The 15,313-nt window shown below is 52.7% G+C and carries 13 protein-coding genes; 8 read left to right on the top strand and 5 right to left on the bottom strand.

Annotation, left to right across the window (positions count from 1 at the left end; genetic code table 11):
• Positions 1-7 precede the first annotated feature (7 nt).
• A complete protein-coding gene (locus E0F26_RS10165; protein ID WP_279241548.1) occupies positions 8-649 on the bottom strand; it encodes a glutathione S-transferase family protein in 642 nt (213 codons plus the stop codon).
• A 164-nt stretch (positions 650-813) separates the two neighbouring features.
• Between E0F26_RS10165 and E0F26_RS10160 the strand changes: the two genes are divergently transcribed.
• A complete protein-coding gene (locus tag E0F26_RS10160) occupies positions 814-1,422 on the top strand; it encodes a 2-hydroxychromene-2-carboxylate isomerase (protein WP_279241547.1) in 609 nt (202 codons plus the stop codon).
• 10 nt (positions 1,423-1,432) lie between these two features.
• Here E0F26_RS10160 and E0F26_RS10155 read toward each other — a convergent pair whose 3' ends face one another.
• On the bottom strand, positions 1,433-2,119 hold the full coding sequence (locus E0F26_RS10155; protein ID WP_279241546.1) for a hypothetical protein: 687 nt from the start codon (positions 2,117-2,119) through the stop codon (positions 1,433-1,435).
• A 20-nt stretch (positions 2,120-2,139) separates the two neighbouring features.
• Complete coding sequence (locus E0F26_RS10150; RefSeq protein WP_279241545.1) at positions 2,140-3,243, bottom strand: DUF2855 family protein; 1,104 nt, start codon at positions 3,241-3,243, stop codon at positions 2,140-2,142.
• 298 nt (positions 3,244-3,541) lie between these two features.
• Here E0F26_RS10150 and E0F26_RS10145 point away from each other — a divergent pair, with 298 nt between their 5' ends.
• From E0F26_RS10145 to E0F26_RS10125, 5 genes are all read left to right on the top strand, one after another.
• On the top strand, positions 3,542-4,483 hold the full coding sequence (locus tag E0F26_RS10145) for an N-acetylmuramoyl-L-alanine amidase (protein WP_279241544.1): 942 nt from the start codon (positions 3,542-3,544) through the stop codon (positions 4,481-4,483).
• Positions 4,484-4,628: 145 nt separating this feature from the next.
• Positions 4,629-5,330 (top strand): phosphatidylserine decarboxylase, encoded by a 702-nt coding sequence (locus tag E0F26_RS10140; protein WP_279241543.1) that lies wholly within the window; start codon positions 4,629-4,631, stop codon positions 5,328-5,330.
• The gene (locus E0F26_RS10135; RefSeq protein ID WP_279241542.1) at positions 5,327-6,085 is read left to right on the top strand and encodes a CDP-alcohol phosphatidyltransferase family protein; all 759 of its coding nucleotides are present in this window, start codon (positions 5,327-5,329) and stop codon (positions 6,083-6,085) included. Before E0F26_RS10140 ends, E0F26_RS10135 begins: the two co-directional genes overlap by 4 nt.
• A gap of 79 nt (positions 6,086-6,164) precedes the next feature.
• Positions 6,165-7,214, top strand: coding sequence for a zinc-binding dehydrogenase (locus E0F26_RS10130; RefSeq protein ID WP_279241541.1), 1,050 nt, complete (start codon positions 6,165-6,167; stop codon positions 7,212-7,214).
• Positions 7,215-7,375: 161 nt separating this feature from the next.
• Positions 7,376-8,524, top strand: a complete 1,149-nt coding sequence (locus E0F26_RS10125; protein ID WP_279241540.1) for an acyl-CoA dehydrogenase family protein — start codon at positions 7,376-7,378, stop codon at positions 8,522-8,524.
• 72 nt (positions 8,525-8,596) lie between these two features.
• Here the strand turns inward: E0F26_RS10125 and E0F26_RS10120 are convergent, their stop codons facing one another.
• Positions 8,597-9,550, bottom strand: a complete 954-nt coding sequence (locus E0F26_RS10120; RefSeq protein WP_279241539.1) for a cyclase family protein — start codon at positions 9,548-9,550, stop codon at positions 8,597-8,599.
• Between the two features lie 272 nt (positions 9,551-9,822).
• Between E0F26_RS10120 and E0F26_RS10115 the strand changes: the two genes are divergently transcribed.
• A complete protein-coding gene (locus E0F26_RS10115) occupies positions 9,823-10,956 on the top strand; it encodes a CaiB/BaiF CoA transferase family protein (RefSeq protein WP_279241538.1) in 1,134 nt (377 codons plus the stop codon).
• Between the two features lie 45 nt (positions 10,957-11,001).
• Complete coding sequence (locus E0F26_RS10110; RefSeq protein ID WP_279241537.1) at positions 11,002-12,462, top strand: NAD-dependent succinate-semialdehyde dehydrogenase; 1,461 nt, start codon at positions 11,002-11,004, stop codon at positions 12,460-12,462.
• An 85-nt stretch (positions 12,463-12,547) separates the two neighbouring features.
• On the opposite strand, the gene E0F26_RS10105 is transcribed toward E0F26_RS10110, so the two are convergent.
• Entirely contained in the window at positions 12,548-15,238 is a 2,691-nt protein-coding gene (locus tag E0F26_RS10105; protein WP_279241536.1) for a glycoside hydrolase family 3 N-terminal domain-containing protein, read from the bottom strand.
• Positions 15,239-15,313 lie beyond the last annotated feature (75 nt).

Raw genomic sequence — 15,313 nt, 5'->3', positions numbered from 1 at the left:
TGTCAAACTAGCTGAAACCGAGCGCTTTAGCTTCTTGGCTAAGAATTTTTGCAACGGCCGTTTGTGTTTTGACTGCGTCAAATAGCGTCGTAAATTTCGGATAAGTCTCCCGGGGTATGTCATAGCCCGCATAGCTTGCGTTGATGAAGGGGGTAACCAACGTCAAGTCAGCAAGCGAAAACGCTCCGAATACGAAACCTTGCTCGGGAAGTTCGCCCTCGATGTATCTGAGCAATGGTGGCAGTTTCTTCTCGATAATGTCGCTAATTAGTGCCTCGTCGGGCTCCTGTTTAAAGGCTCTCGGGCGCATGAAGCGCTGGAAAAAAATGCCGGCAGCGTGTTGGGCAACTGCGCCGGAGGCAAAGTCGTCATACCAATCTGTCATCGCTTTGTCTTTGAGGTCCAACGGGTAGATGGGCACCTCAGGGTATGCTGCCTCGAGGTAACGACAGATGACTTTAGAGTCCCCTAATGTGAGGTCTCCATCGACCAGCGTTGGGATCTTCCCTAATGGATTTAACTTTTTATATTCCTCGGAACCCGTGAAAGGCATTTGAACTGCTAGTTCGTATTCGAGCCCTTTGATCTCTAGTGCAATGAGCACTTTCCGGACGAAGGGAGAGCCGTGAACACCGTGGACTTTTAGCATGTAGACCTCTTAGCAAGCGCTGTCGTTTCGATAACGATTTGTGTAGGAGGCCACACTCTAGCACCACTTAGCGCTTCGTGGCGCGCACGCTTGCAAGCTGTCGTTCAAGCCCTGACTATTAACCGTCAGACTATTTCACTGCTATTTTTCTTGGGGAGCTGCTCGTGGCCAAGTTGACCTTCTTTTATGACTTATCTTCGCCGTGGACTTATCTGGCGTTTAATAATATTCAGGCTATTTTGGCGGAGACCGGTGCGAAGGTGACCTGGCGCCCCTTTCTGGTGGGGGGTGTTTTTAATGCGGTTAATCAGAGCGTTTACGCCGCCCGTTCGAATCCCAGCGATCCGAAAGTTCAACATAACTTCACCTGGCTTCACGAGTGGGCTTCTCTGGCAAATCTCAAACTGGATTTTCCAACAAAACACCATCCGGTTAAGTCTGTGCTACCCATGCGCGCTTGCTGTGCGCTTGAAGATGATCAACAGGCGCTACATGCCTTTAGCAAAGCAGCATTTGATGCTTACTTTGCTCATGGACAAAACATCGATGACCCTCAGGTGGTGGCGGATATTGCTGAGAGCGTTGGGGTAGAGGGCGAAGCGTTGATTCAAAGGACGAGCGAGCAGGACGTCAAAGATCGGCTGCGAGCTAATACAGAGGAGGCCATCGTCAAGGGTGCCTACGGATCGCCCACAATGATCGTCAACGATGGGCAGCTTTATTTTGGAAATGATCAGCTTCCCCTTGTCCGTCAGGCACTCATTGCCGGTTGAGTGAGGTACCTCAGAAGAGCTTGTAGCGGGGACCTCTTGGCTTGGGGGTCTGATGGCCCTCAGGTAAATGGCAAAGCCGCTCCATTTTATTGATGCTTCCGTCAGCGTATTCCCATATGAGAACGTCACCTTCTCTGTACCGCCTCACGACTTTGGGACCCCAACCGAAGACATGAAAGTTGAGTACCTCGTCTTCCCAAATCATCGAGGCTGATGACCGCATGCAGAATTCTCGATTGCCAGCGGTAAAGAAGACGCTTCCCTCTGTGTCGTTAGTATTGAGTCCACCCGAACTGTTGGGGCCGTAGTCATGAATGACGCCCGCGGTCGTAATCACAACACGCTCACCGCATTGCTCAACGCGTTCAACATGCCCTGTTCGCGCGCCACTCACGGCCCGCCACAGCCCTCTAATATCATCTGCACCCTCAGTGAGCGGTTCGGTACACTCCCTCAAAATGGGCAGCGGAAAGTGATCATAGCCGCAGCCGGGTGTGTTGCCCTTGGGGATTTCACTTGCCACTAACCCTGTGCTATCGAGCTTGGGTAATTGGCAATAGTTTAATTCTGAACCATCGCCCAATAGGGTTGCAGGATCGGTTGTTAGAGGCGGTCTGGGTGACAAATAGGCCAGCCAAAATATGACAATCACCAGACCTGTGCTTGCTATGACGCCGTATTTAAGAACTTTTAGCATAGAGGTCTGGTTCCTATCACCTAAGGCCGAAGGATGATGCCATCCTGTGCGTTCACGCTACCGTCCAGCATCGCAACTATTTTATCGGCTATTTCGTTCGGACCCCGTGACTCAGAAATTTGGATCCAGCCCTGCGCCGCTTGCAAAAAATCCGCCATGGCCGAACTCATTTGCCGCATCATCTCACCCGAACCGATGCGTTCACGTAACACCGCAATTTGGTCAGGGGCAGACCAGAATTGCGGTTTTGCACCCGGTAGGTTTGTCACCGCACCAAAGGCACCTGCATCCCAATGTGTTTTACCCACTGATCCAGAGTAGGAAATCGACTCACCAAAGCGTCGATGAAGCTTTTCCACTACCTCTTGGTTTCCGGCGACATCAAAAATAATCGTTTGCTCACCCGGCAAAATGGTGTCGATTTCGTCGTATGTCAGTACTTGGGAGTAGCAATTCAAGCTTTCTACAAAAGATCGATTTTTGAGCGAGGTGAGGCCAATAGTCTCTATCGTTCCGGCATAGTTCTTGCCCATTAAGTACCCGAAACCCATAGCGGTTTTAGCGGACGCTGAGGTAACAATAATGCGTTTGGCGCCATGAAAGGCGTGATCTTCTGAGTAACTCTGCATGAGGAAGGATGTCCCAAACAGGGGCCTAAAGAGCATGATTGCTTCTTCAAACTCTGGGGCGTAACCCGGTTCGCTAGCTGTCATCGCATACTCGTTGTAAAAAGGCGGTACGACCGAGCGACATGTTCGCATATCGGTAAAGCCGCCTGGGCTGACTTTACCGGGCTTCATAACGACATGAGATGCAATCGGCAGAAAGCCATAGACACGGTCCCCAACACTGAGCGATGGGTGTTTAGAACTCACCACGTCAGCATAGCCCCAACAGGGGAGGTTGGCGTAACCCTCATCCGCAGGGAAGATGTCCAGGTAACGAATTAACCCTGACTTACCTGCAAAGCCGTAGCTGATGGAGTTCGCAGTGAGCGCGAGTTTATCGACGCGAAATAGTACCTCTCCTTCGTTCAGTGGTTCCGTTTCACGCATGGCATTCCCCACTTTGTGTTGTCGAAAGTCCTCGAGATCCAGTGACAGTGTGTAGGGGGGTTGAGTCATTGCTATACGCTCGTGAGAATGGGCTCATGAGACGGTATGTTATGGCATAAATACTGTCAATATTGGGCGAGCTCTGTTCCCAGAATACGCTTAAGCCAATTTGTTGGCTGCCTTTATGCTTTGATGTCTGAGTAAGCTGGTCCTCGATGTGCGAGCAAGTAGGTTTTTTACTGTCAGCGCTTTTCGATATGCATTTTTTATACGGTGGAAGTCACGGGCTAATCAGCCAGTGGACGCCATGATAACGTTACCGTGCCGTTGGGTTGGAGAAGGTATCACTTGGTGACGGAGGTGGCTTATGGTGTGTGCGGATGACCGCTCGTTCAGTATTGTTCAACTTCTGAGGAGACTTTTGGTTACTACGGCCGGCCTCGTTTTGACTGCCTGCAGCGGTTTCCCCCTGGTCCATTCCCAGTCTGACAATTTTAATTCGCGTGTTAATCATCTGGTTATTCACTTCACATCAGAGGATTTCGAGCGCTCCCTCGCTATTTTGACAGGTCAAACAGACCGGAGCGTGAGTGCACACTTCTTACTACCTGACCCGGCGGACAAGAGTTATTTATCGACGAAGTTGAACGTGTATGCCTTGGTCAATACCTCAGACCGGGCATGGCATGCGGGTCAGTCCTATTGGGCAGGAAAGACGGGCTTGAATGATCAGTCGATTGGCATTGAAATCGTAAACTTGTCAGGGTGTAACCGGGACATTGCCGAGCTTGGGAACAGCGCACAGTTCGGTGCCGCCTGTCAGTTCCTGCCGTTTCGAGATGAGCAGATTGTGTTGTTGACCCGTCTGCTAAAAGAGCTTCTTAAGCAGTACCCAGATATCAAGCCCGAGTCCGTGGTAGGTCATGCGGATATTGCACCCGGTCGAAAAGTCGATCCGGGACCTTTGTTTCCATGGGAGACATTACACGATGCGGGTATTGGTGCTTGGTTTGATGAGTCGCGCGCATCTGAGCTTGCCCTGCTGTTGGAGCAGCACCCCTTAACGATAAGTCAACAACAGGCGTTGCTTGCCGCTTATGGCTACGATCTGTCGATAACAGGGCTTGAAGATGAGCGCTCACAGCTTGCCGTCAGAGCATTTCAGATGCACTTTCGTCCAGCCAACTACTCGGGCTTCTTCGATAACGAATCCACGGCGCGACTAATATCGTTGCTCGAACGATACCGGCCTAGGGTCCTTGCGTCGCTAGATGATTTCCCGCCCGCACTTCATACGTCAAAGCAATAAGCGCGGCGCTTGCTTCCTATTGACAAGGCTCAGATACACCCCGCAATGCGCGCTTTATGAAAAAAGTAAACTCGACAGTCTCTTCAGACCTTTTATACTTGCGACCCCGAGGACAGACTCGGCAAATCAAGACCGTGCAGGCGGTGTGGGGCAAACTATGAATATGATGGATGCGGTGATCGTTCCGATGCACCCAGAAGGGCGCAAGTTCGTGGCTATTTTCGGAGCGGTAGCGCTAGTGCTTGGATTGATTTCCGAGGCTTTGTTTTGGATCGGCGTTGGACTGACCGTTTGGTGCTACTACTTCTTCCGTAACCCCGCGCGTGTTGTGCCTCAAGGTGAAAACTTGGTTATCTGCCCAGCGGATGGCGTCGTTTCCTTGATTCAAGACGTCACGCCACCCGTTGAGATGGGCTTGGGTGATCAACCGTTGACTCGCGTCTCTGTTTTCATGAATGTTTTTAACTGCCACGTTAATCGGGCTTGTATTGAGGGTACGGTAACGAACGTGACCTACCACCACGGAAAGTTTTTGAACGCATCGTTAGATAAAGCATCAGAACACAACGAGCGCAACTCGATCACCATCACGCGCGATGACGGAACCGCCATTGGTATTACGCAGATAGCCGGCCTCGTTGCGCGGCGAATTGTCTGTTTTGTCAAAGAGGGTGATTCGCTGTCGGCGGGAGAGCGGTTCGGGCTCATCAGATTTGGTAGCCGCCTTGATATTTACTTGCCTGAGGGCGTTGCGCCTGCGGTGTGCTTGGGCCAGACGACGGTAGCGGGAGAAACCATACTGGCCGCTCTCGACGCTTCGATCGCACGGGTCGGCGTCTCTAAATGAGCAATGAGCTTCAGCCTGACACTGGGGCACTGCGCGGTCGAGATCGGCTTGCACACCTAATTCCCAACATGGTGACACTGGGGGCTGTTTGTGTCGGCCTTACGGCGGTCCGCTTTGCATTAGATGAGCGAATTGATCTCGCGGTCATCGCACTGGTCGTTGCGATGTTTATGGATGGCCTAGATGGGCGCTTGGCGCGTGCCTTGAATTCGACATCGCTCATAGGAAAGGAGCTCGACTCCCTCGCCGACTTCTTCAACTTTGGTATTGCCCCAGGCCTCATTCTTCATTTGGCACTTTTCAATCAGTCGACACGCGTAGATTTCACATGGGTCGCGATCATGCTGGTAGCCGCCTGTTGTGCGTTTCGCCTCGCGCGCTTTAATGCGAGTCAGGACGCGCAAACCGCCCAGACGTTTGAAGGTGTGCCCGCGCCGGTACTCGCTCTTCTTACCTTGTTACCGGTGTACCTGCACCTACTGGAATTTGAGTGTATTACTCAGTGGCCGGCGGTGGTGTCGCTGTATGTGATTGGCTGCGGGTTTCTAGCTGTTTCACAGTTGCCGACGTTGTCGTTGAAGTCACTGGTCTTCCCGAGAGCCTATGGTTTTCTCGTAGTACCGCTTTTCACTTTATTGATCGCCAGTTTGTTGATCTATCCTTGGGAAACGCTAACGATCTTGAGCCTGACCTATTTGATTGCGCTCCCTCTCTACGCTCATCGGCATCGTGAATCCCCTGAGAGTGGTCAGTAAACTCTATCGCCATCATCGCTCGACTGGGGTTTCCTGAGCCGAGCACTACTGAGAAACCATCGTCTGGGAGCGCGCTGCCATGAGTTCAGTTCCGAGCCATATGACTGCAGTACTGCTGACAGGGCACGGAGGATTTGATGCGTTGTTGGCCTCGAGTGAAATTCCCGTCCCCGAAGTCGGGGATCGCGAGGTATTGATTCGCGTGAGAGCCGCCGGTATCAACAATATTGATATCAACACCCGAACCGGTTGGTACTCAAAGGGATCAAGCGACACTGATGATGGCGCTTGGAATGGTGTACCGCTCACACTGCCTCGTATACAGGGTGCCGATGTCTGCGGGGAAATTGTTGCTGTCGGTCAAGATGTGTCCACTGAACGGATTGGACAACGTGTCATTATTGAACCTGTCTTACGCGAAGTTGCTGGTGAAACCTTAGAGCATGCGCATTATTTCGGCTCCGAGTGTGATGGCGGCTTTGCGCAATTCACCAAGGTGGCGAGTCTTCATGCGCACCACATTAACTCTAAGTTAAGTGATGAGGAGCTAGCCTCGTTTCCCTGCTCTTATTCGACAGCAGAGAACATACTGACTCGCGCGGGGCTCTCCCGCGGCGAGACAGTATTGATTACGGGTGCATCAGGCGGTGTGGGTTCGGCGGCTATTCAGCTAGCGAAAGCCAGAGGCGCTCATGTAATTGCCGTGGTCTCGGCCGGTAAGGCAGTCCCAATCAGAGCGCTTGGCGCTGACGTGACCCTTGATCGTAATGAGTGTTTATTGGATGCGCTGGGTGCCAATGCGGTGGACGTGGTGGTTGATTTGGTTGGGGGAGATCAGTGGTCTAAATTGCCGGATGTGCTCAAGCCCTTTGGCCGATACGCCGTTGCTGGGGCTATTGCAGGCCCTCTTGTTACGATGGATCTGCGTACACTTTATCTAAAAGACCAGTCGTTTTTCGGCTGCACAATTGTCGATGAGGGCGTCTTTGCGAGGGTGATCCGTCTTATTGAGGAGGGCGGTGTAAAGCCTGTGGTAGCGGCAATATATCCGCTGGCTGACATTACCAAGGCACAGGAAGCATTCATATCCAAAGCCCATGTAGGTAAACTCATCCTCAGGATTCCCTAGAAATTTATCATCTTCACTCGGTCGTGTTTTGGGTCTCTCTCAATCTGATCGGGTGGTCGTGGGATAGTGCGTCATCGGACATTGGTGCTGTACCGGTGCGCTAAAACAGCCGCAGAGCACGAGTGAGTGCGCTAAACTAATTCAATAAAAAGGGGGCAGCCATGATACCGCGTCACATCTTCGAGTCAGAACACGATGTTTTCAGAGATACGGTTCGAAAGTTTCTTATGGAAGAAGCTTACGAGCAGCATGTTCAGTGGGAAAAGGACGGTCAGATCGACCGTAATTTTTGGTACAAAGCGGGTGAGCAGGGGATGCTATGTCCCGGTGCTCCGGAAGAGTACGGTGGTGTCGGCGCGGATTTCCGTTACAACATGGTTGTCTCGGAAGAGGTGTCTCGGTTGGGGCTTACGGGAATCGGATTCTCGTTACATAACGATGTAACGACGCCCTATCTCACCAATGTGGCAAACGAGGCGCAAAAGCAGAAGTACCTGCAGCGGTGCATCTCGGGTGACTGCATTGTCGCCATCGCAATGACGGAACCGGGTACCGGTTCCGACCTCCAGGGAATCAAGACCTCCGCAGTCGACATGGGGGATCACTACCTCCTCAACGGGTCCAAAACCTTCATCACCTGTGGCCAACAGGCAGATATCGTCTTGGTCGTTTGCCGAACTGATCCTGACCCAAAAGCCGGCGCAAAGGCCTTCAGTATTTTAATTGTAGAGCGTGATATGCCGGGGTTTGAGCGGGGCCGAAACCTCGACAAGTTGGGTCAGAAAGCGCAGGACACGTCAGAGCTCTTCTTCAACGATGTGAAGGTCCCCAAGGAAAACCTTTTAGGCGAGGAGGGCATGGGCTTTATTTATCTGATGCGTGAATTGCCTCAGGAGCGGCTAAGTATTGCCGTGTCTGCGGTGGCTGGATGTGAATCGGTTATGGCGCAAACGGTAAATTATGTGAAAGAGCGAAAAGCATTTGGAAAGAGCATTGCTGATTTCCAAAACACGCAGTTCACATTGGCTCAGCTCGAAGCTGAGGTCACGGCCATGCGCATCTTTATTGATCGATGTGCGGAGCTTTTATTGACAAGCGAGCTGACGACCGTTGATGCGTCAAAGGCAAAACTGCTCGCAACAGAGCTACAAGGTCGCGTGACGGATCAATGCCTGCAGTTGCATGGTGGTTACGGGTACATGTGGGAGTATCCAGTCACACGCGCTTACGCCGATGCTCGGATCCAGCGTATCTACGGCGGTACCAGCGAGGTTATGAAGTTGATCATTGGGCGTGACCTCCTGTCATGAGTGACTGTCTATAAGCGCGTAAAAAAGGCAGCCAAGGCTGCCTTTTTTGTACTTGCGATGCTTTACGTCCTGCTACCACATGGCGACAGGGTTAATGATCATTTGGACCGCACCCTTGAGCCGAGCTTGCCCGAGTACAAACATAAACTCATGAACTGATTCCGCTGCCAGGCGCCCAGTGTTCATGGTCTCAAGGATGTAAATGCCGTTCTCCTTTAGCAGTACGACATGATCATAAAACACCTTGTCACCCTCTCTGGGAGGAACCGCACCCAACCCCCAGGTGTCAGCGCCAACTGCCGTTGGTTTCAGACTCGCTAAAAATACCGAGGCTTCATTGGTGATCCCCGGAATGCTACCGGCCCAAAGCGCAGGGTTGTTTTTGAGATTGGCGTCCGTGTATCCCGTGTGTAACAGCACAATATCACCCTCGCCGACGGTGACTTTCTGGGCTTTCATTGCGGCCTTGATATCATCAGAGGTAATGGGCTGTCCCGCACTCAGTGAATCAACGCCCATCTGTTTGGCGATATCGATCAGAACCCCTCTGCCAACAATGGGTGGAATGTCACTGATACCAAGCTTTGTTAGGCCGGTGATAAACGAAAAGTCTTTTCCTTCGTTGCAGTTATAAAACTGTCCCGCCTCACCCATATGCCCAAGTCCATCGAGTTGAGGCCCCGTGCCAAGCCACATTTGAAGTATGTCGTCGTTGTAGCTTCCGTTCCAACCCACACCCATATCAGCGCCAAACTGCTGGGTAGGCTGGACAACTTGCAGCTGCGTGTAGCGCGGTGGGTAAGCCGGCATGCTCGGATCGATTTCAATACCTAGCGGATGGCTTATACCCTTTTTAATGAGTTTTGCAGCGGCCACTGTTCTATCCGGGTTCACTCGATTGGCGGCACCGATCTGATCATCTGCCCCCCAGTGTGAGGGTACACACTCGGTCGCTGACACCGTGGATGCTGCAAAGACCATTATTAGGGCAAGGACGTTTTTACTGTGTGTGATGAAAAAGTTCATAGCGATTCCCTTTGTTATTGTAAGTGGGTCTGGCTTGGCGACGGCCCCCAAAAGATTTGGCTTACCATCTCCCGACTAAGATAGCGTGAGTGGTTGCGCGGGCCAAGAGCCCGAATTGAAGTCTTAGGCGCAACCCGAGTCTTGTGGGTAAATCGAGAGCGTAAGCCCGGTTTAGCCTTGGATAGGGGAAGGGGCTTCTCAGCATCGTTTGTAGATTGCATCGCTTCACGCTAGGTGCGAGCATCAGTGCCTTCAAAATGAGGGGTAATAACATGACAGCAGGTGCACTTAACGGAATCAAAGTCGTAGAAATCGCAGGGATCGGTCCAGGACCTTGTGCAGGCATGATGCTTGCCGATATGGGTGCCGAAGTCACCGTCATCGATCGGCCTGTTCCAGATCCCGAGGCTGCTGCCGCTTTTGCTAAGTACGCGTTGTTTAATCGGGGCAAGCGCTCGGTGGCCTTGAACCTTAAAGATCCCGACGCGGTGGATGCGTTACTCAAAATCATTGATGACGCCGATGTCCTTATCGAGGGGTTTCGTCCGGGCGTCATGGAGAGGCTTGGCTTAGGGCCCGAGATTTGCTGCGCTAGAAACCCAAGACTGGTTTACGGACGCATGACTGGCTGGGGACAAACGGGTCCGTTATCACACGCAGCGGGCCACGACCCTAATTACATTGCGCTCACGGGCGCGCTATGGGCGGGTGGGAGTCACGAGCATCGTCCAACGGCCCCCTTAACGCTCATTGGCGATTTGGGCGGTGGCACCATGATGTTGGTCTTTGGCATTTTGAGCGCGATTATCCATGCTAAAAGCACAGGGAAGGGGCAGGTCGTGGACGCGGCGATCACTGACGGGGCTGCTTATATCTCAACGTTGTTATGGGGCATGCATAACTCGGGGCAAATGACGGATGAGCCCGGCTCGGGTTGGGCGGATTTCGGCTCGCCATGGCACGATACTTACGAATGCTCAGACGGAGGTTACATCACTGTTTGCGCGCTAGAGCCACAGTTTTATGCGCTGTTAATCCAGAGCTTGGATCTGACCGAAGACCCAACGTTTGCCAATCAATGGGACAAAGATCAATGGCAGGCTGGCAAGGAGAAATTCAGAGCCATTTTCGCCGCTAAGACCCGCAAAGCGTGGTGTGAACAGTTCGAAGGAACTGATGTCTGTTTCGCCCCAGTTCTGAATTTTTCCGAGGCGCTGGCTCACCCTCATAACGTGGCGCGTGAAACCTTCTTCACCCGTGATGGGATTGCACAGCCAAGCCCCGCACCAAAGTTGAGTGGGACGCCTGGCTCGGCAGGGGTGGTACCTGTGCCCGGTGCACATACCGCTGAGGTGTTGGGTGCGTTGAGTCTCGATTCTGCGACACTGGAGAAATTGGTTAGCTAATTAATAGATGACGCGAGTGCATTTCGCGTCAGGGGGAACTTGCAAGTGATAGAACAACTGTCAGATCCGGGTCTTTTGCAAACTCAGGCGTTCATCAATGGGCGCTGGGTCGATGCGAATGACGGCGCGACGCTCGATGTAATCAATCCCGCAACAGGAGAGGTCATTGCCAGCGTTGCAAAAGTCGGCTCGGCTGAGACCGCTACGGCCATTGAAGCGGCGTCCGAGGCTATGAAGCACTGGCGTGATTTGCCAGTAAAAGCGCGCGCAAATATTCTGCGAGACTGGTTCAACATTATCATGGCGAATCAGGAAGACCTTGCGCTCATCATGACGCTCGAGCAAGGCAAAGTAATTGCTGAGAGCCGTGGTGAGGTTGCCTACGGTGCGTCGTATATTGAATGGTTCGCCGAGCAAGCGAAGCGGATTGACGGTGACGTGATTCCGGCTCCCTCAGCGGATAAGCGTATTGTTTGCATCAAGCAGCCGGTAGGGGTTTGTGCGGCCATAACGCCGTGGAATTTCCCCAACGCCATGATTACGCGTAAAGCCGCCCCCGCGCTTGCAGCAGGGTGCTCTATCGTGATTAAACCCGCCAGTGAAACGCCGCTCTCGGCCCTTGCCTTGGCAGAGCTTGCTAGGCGGGCGGGCATACCCGATGGCGTACTGAATGTTGTGGTGGGTAGTTCCTCGAATATCGGTAACGAGCTAACCAGTAATCCGATCGTGCGCAAATTATCTTTCACAGGCTCCACAGAAGTTGGGAAATTACTTGAAGCGCAGTGTGTGCCGACGCTCAAAAAAACGTCTATGGAATTGGGCGGGAACGCACCGTTCATTGTATTTGAGGATGCTGATTTAGACTCGGCGGTGCAAGGTGCACTGATTTCTAAGTATCGAAACAGTGGTCAGACCTGCGTGTGCTCAAACCGCATTTTGGTTCAGTCCTCGGTTGCGGACGCCTTCACGGATAAATTAGTCACCGCGACGAAAAAGCTCAACCTAGGGAATGGTCTTGCCGACGGTGTTGACCTTGGTCCTTTGGTTAATGCGCGCGCCGTTCAAGACGTCGATACCTTGGTCAGGGCAACGGTTGAGGCAGGGGCCACAGTTGCGTGTGGCGGGGCTCCAAGCGAACTTGGTGGCAATTTTTATTCAGCTACCGTCTTAACGGGCGTTACGCCAGATATGGCTGTTTTTCGCAATGAGATTTTTGGCCCTGTGGCACCCATTACGACGTTCGAAACGGAGGAAGAAGTCATCCAGCTCGCTAATGACACCGAATTTGGGCTGGCCAGTTATTTCTACACCCGCGATATCGGTCGGGTTTGGCGCGTTAGCGAGGCCCTTGATTACGGGATCGTGGGTGTTAACGAGGGCATTATCTCTAATGAAATGGCGCCGTTTGGTGGCGTAAAAGAATCGGGGTCGGGTCGCGAAGGGTCCAAATACGGCATTGAGGACTACCTCGAGATTAAATACGTACTCATGGGTGGTTTAGCTTAGGTGTGCACCGGCGTCCTCATTCCCAGTCTGAGGACGCGTTTTTAGGCGCAACAGGTTAAGGGGGCGAGAGGGCGTAGTCGCGTCCTTAGTTGGCCTCAAACCGCACCTGATCGATGCGAAATCTTGTGCCATTGTGGTCTCTCGCCCAAATTACGATGCCCGTATTGACGTTCGACAGCTCCAAACCCGTCGATGTAAAGGCGCTAATGGGCACTTTTATGGTTTGCCACTGAGTTCCCGGTAACACCGCTAAATCGATGTGCGCCGACTCACACGGGTAAAAGCAGTCGAGTTTTACTCGATAGTCGTTAGGGCCTTCTATGTGTCTCAGATCCAGTACCAGGTGGCCAGACTGATAATCACTGAGATCTATGCCTGCGGAAGATTCCGTGAACAGCGCGGCAAAAGACGCGGAGGGTTCATGTTTAATCTCAAGCACGGTACCGCGCTCATTATCACTAGGATATGACCAACTGATGCTAGGGCAGGCAGCGCCGTTGTCGTTAGCGCACAAGTCAAAGTTGATTGCAGCGTCAAAAGCTCGCGTGCCTAGATCAAATGAAGAAGTAAAATTGCCATTTTCGAGCACCCAGAATGGGTCCGCATTGGGGTCGCCTGAGCCACTGCCGTCGCCCTCATTCCCCTCGTTTGAACCTGATCCCGCGATAATACCGGACTGGCTGTTGTTCGGTGATTGCGTAAGAGAGGGTAGCTGGGTTGTGTCGGCGTAACTCAACCCGTACCCACGGTCGAACAAGTTAGCGGCGACGGGTGCATCGGCATTATTGGGATTGATGGCACCGCCCGGCCAGCTGAAACTCAGCTTGCCTGTCATGTCGAAGACGACATTGCCTTGGGTGTCACTAAATAGCACGTCTGCGATGCCCGTGGCTTCAGAACCAGGCAGCCAACTTGCTACAAATGCGTCCGATAGGTTCAGCTCTGGATTGACGAACATGGGGCGTCCGCTCATGAGCAAGGTCGTTATGGGTACGCCTAAATCACGCAGCGATTGGACTTGAAGTAGTGGAGCGTTTGCCGTCCAGTCTAGATTTTGTAGATCACCATTGCCCTCGGCATAGGGCTGCTCTGAGAGCACCACGACGACGGCATCAGGTACGGAAGCGTAACTACCCGTGGGTGAGTAATCTAATGTGCCTCCCGCTGCTTCAACGACATCTGTAAACGCCTTTCGAATCGTTGTCGCGCCGGGGAAGTCAGCATTTGTCGTGCCTGTACCTTGCCAGGTTACCGACCAACCCCCCGCCTGGAGCGGAATGCTGTCTGCTGCGGAACCTACCAGTAAGACCCGCTGATTCGGTTTGATGGGTAGCGTTGCATCGTTATTTTTCAACAAAACTTGAGAGCGTCGCACCGCTTCACGCGCAATGGCCCGATGTTCAGGACTGCCCACTACGCTTACGGGTTGACGTGCCGGATCGAAGTCCCGGTTGATCAACCCCAATTTCTGCTTTAGATCGATAATACGGGTAACAGCCTCGTCGATTCGCGCTTCGCTTACTTCGCCTTGTCTGACTTGGGCGAGCAAATTATTGCGAAAAGCAAGCCACTCAGTCGGTACCATAATCATGTCAATACCGGCGTTGATCGCCTGTGCACAGCTGGCGTTGGAGCAGCCAGTAACCTGACCAATCCCATTCCAGTCTGAAATAACCATTCCATTGAAGTTCAGTTCATCTCGCAGCAAAGACGTCAAAAGTGATTTGGAGCCGTGGACTTTCTGACCGTTGATGCTGTTAAACGTTGCCATAACCGTGTCGACATCCGCTTCAAACGCTCCGGTGTAGCCCGAGCCATGCTCCGACATTAATTGGTCGCTAGATGACACGAGTGTATTGCCTTGGTCTCGACCCGCTTGGGTACCACCGTCTCCGATAAAGTGCTTTGCGGTGGCTGCGATTCCCTCTGCCTCGATCCGCTCGACCATGATGCGCCCATAGGCTTCTACAATGGCAGGGTCGTCGGAATAGCTCTCGTAAGTGCGCCCCCATCGATAATCTTTGGCTTGCGCGAGTGTGGGGGCGAATGTCCAGTCGATGCCTGTTGCGGCGACCTCCCGTGCGGTTGCGGTGGCTATTTCCCCAATTAAATTGGGGTCATTGACCGCTCCCAATCCGATGTTATGTGGGAAAATGGTGGCGCCTCGCAGATTATTATGGCCATGGACGGCGTCGGTTCCCCAAATCAAAGGAATTCCCAGGCTGCTGTTCGAAGTGGCTAGCGATGCTTCACGGAGTTCGCGTGCAAACTGCAGCCAATCTTCGGGTGTGGCGGCACGGTCGCCATAGGGATGACTGCCCCCTCCGTTTAGCACACTGCCGATGCCATATTGGCGGATGTCTTGTGCACTAACATAGGCAATTTCGGGTTGAATCATTTGCCCAACCTTTTGCTCAAGCGTCATCTCAGACACGATCCGGGCGGTTGAGGCCGAAAATAGATCAAAGTCTCCATCAATGACCACAACCTCCAGCGTTACCTGCGTGGTATTGCCCGCTGAATCTGTCGCCGTGTATGTGATGGTGTAGGTACCAGGTTCAGAGCCAACAGAGCCTGTTACGACCACGGATAATTCGCCATCGCGGTCATCCAGTGCAACAGCCCCCGCTTCGATATACTCGTCCCCAGCGAACAGGGTTACTGTCCCGGTTGTATTCAGCGTGATGGCGGGAGGCGTGGTATCTGCATTTGGGTCACCAGCGTTTGAACAAACAGACAAAACCGCAGCACAGAGGAGAGGAATCGATAAGCTCATGGTGCACCTTTAAGTGATGAAGCGTGAGCCTGATGAAACCCGTTTGTCGCCGCAACACCAAAGAGACTAGACGGA

The organism is Candidatus Paraluminiphilus aquimaris (genome assembly GCF_026230195.1).
GTDB classification, from domain to species: Bacteria; Pseudomonadota; Gammaproteobacteria; order Pseudomonadales; family Halieaceae; genus Luminiphilus; species Luminiphilus aquimaris.
This window is presented reverse-complemented; position numbering and strand designations above follow the sequence as displayed.

What these genes read in the sequence shown, in the direction of transcription:
- E0F26_RS10130 (WP_279241541.1), top strand. Translation starts at nt 6,165, where the DNA reads ATGAGTTCAGTTCCGAGCCATATGACTGCAGTACTGCTGACAGGGCAC.
- E0F26_RS10115 (WP_279241538.1), top strand. Translation starts at nt 9,823, where the DNA reads ATGACAGCAGGTGCACTTAACGGAATCAAAGTCGTAGAAATCGCAGGG.
- E0F26_RS10150 (WP_279241545.1), bottom strand. Translation starts at nt 3,243, where the DNA reads ATGACTCAACCCCCCTACACACTGTCACTGGATCTCGAGGACTTTCGA.
- E0F26_RS10145 (WP_279241544.1), top strand. Translation starts at nt 3,542, where the DNA reads ATGGTGTGTGCGGATGACCGCTCGTTCAGTATTGTTCAACTTCTGAGG.
- E0F26_RS10105 (WP_279241536.1), bottom strand. Translation starts at nt 15,238, where the DNA reads ATGAGCTTATCGATTCCTCTCCTCTGTGCTGCGGTTTTGTCTGTTTGT.
- E0F26_RS10155 (WP_279241546.1), bottom strand. Translation starts at nt 2,119, where the DNA reads ATGCTAAAAGTTCTTAAATACGGCGTCATAGCAAGCACAGGTCTGGTG.
- E0F26_RS10165 (WP_279241548.1), bottom strand. Translation starts at nt 649, where the DNA reads ATGCTAAAAGTCCACGGTGTTCACGGCTCTCCCTTCGTCCGGAAAGTG.
- E0F26_RS10125 (WP_279241540.1), top strand. Translation starts at nt 7,376, where the DNA reads ATGATACCGCGTCACATCTTCGAGTCAGAACACGATGTTTTCAGAGAT.
- E0F26_RS10120 (WP_279241539.1), bottom strand. Translation starts at nt 9,550, where the DNA reads ATGAACTTTTTCATCACACACAGTAAAAACGTCCTTGCCCTAATAATG.
- E0F26_RS10135 (WP_279241542.1), top strand. Translation starts at nt 5,327, where the DNA reads ATGAGCAATGAGCTTCAGCCTGACACTGGGGCACTGCGCGGTCGAGAT.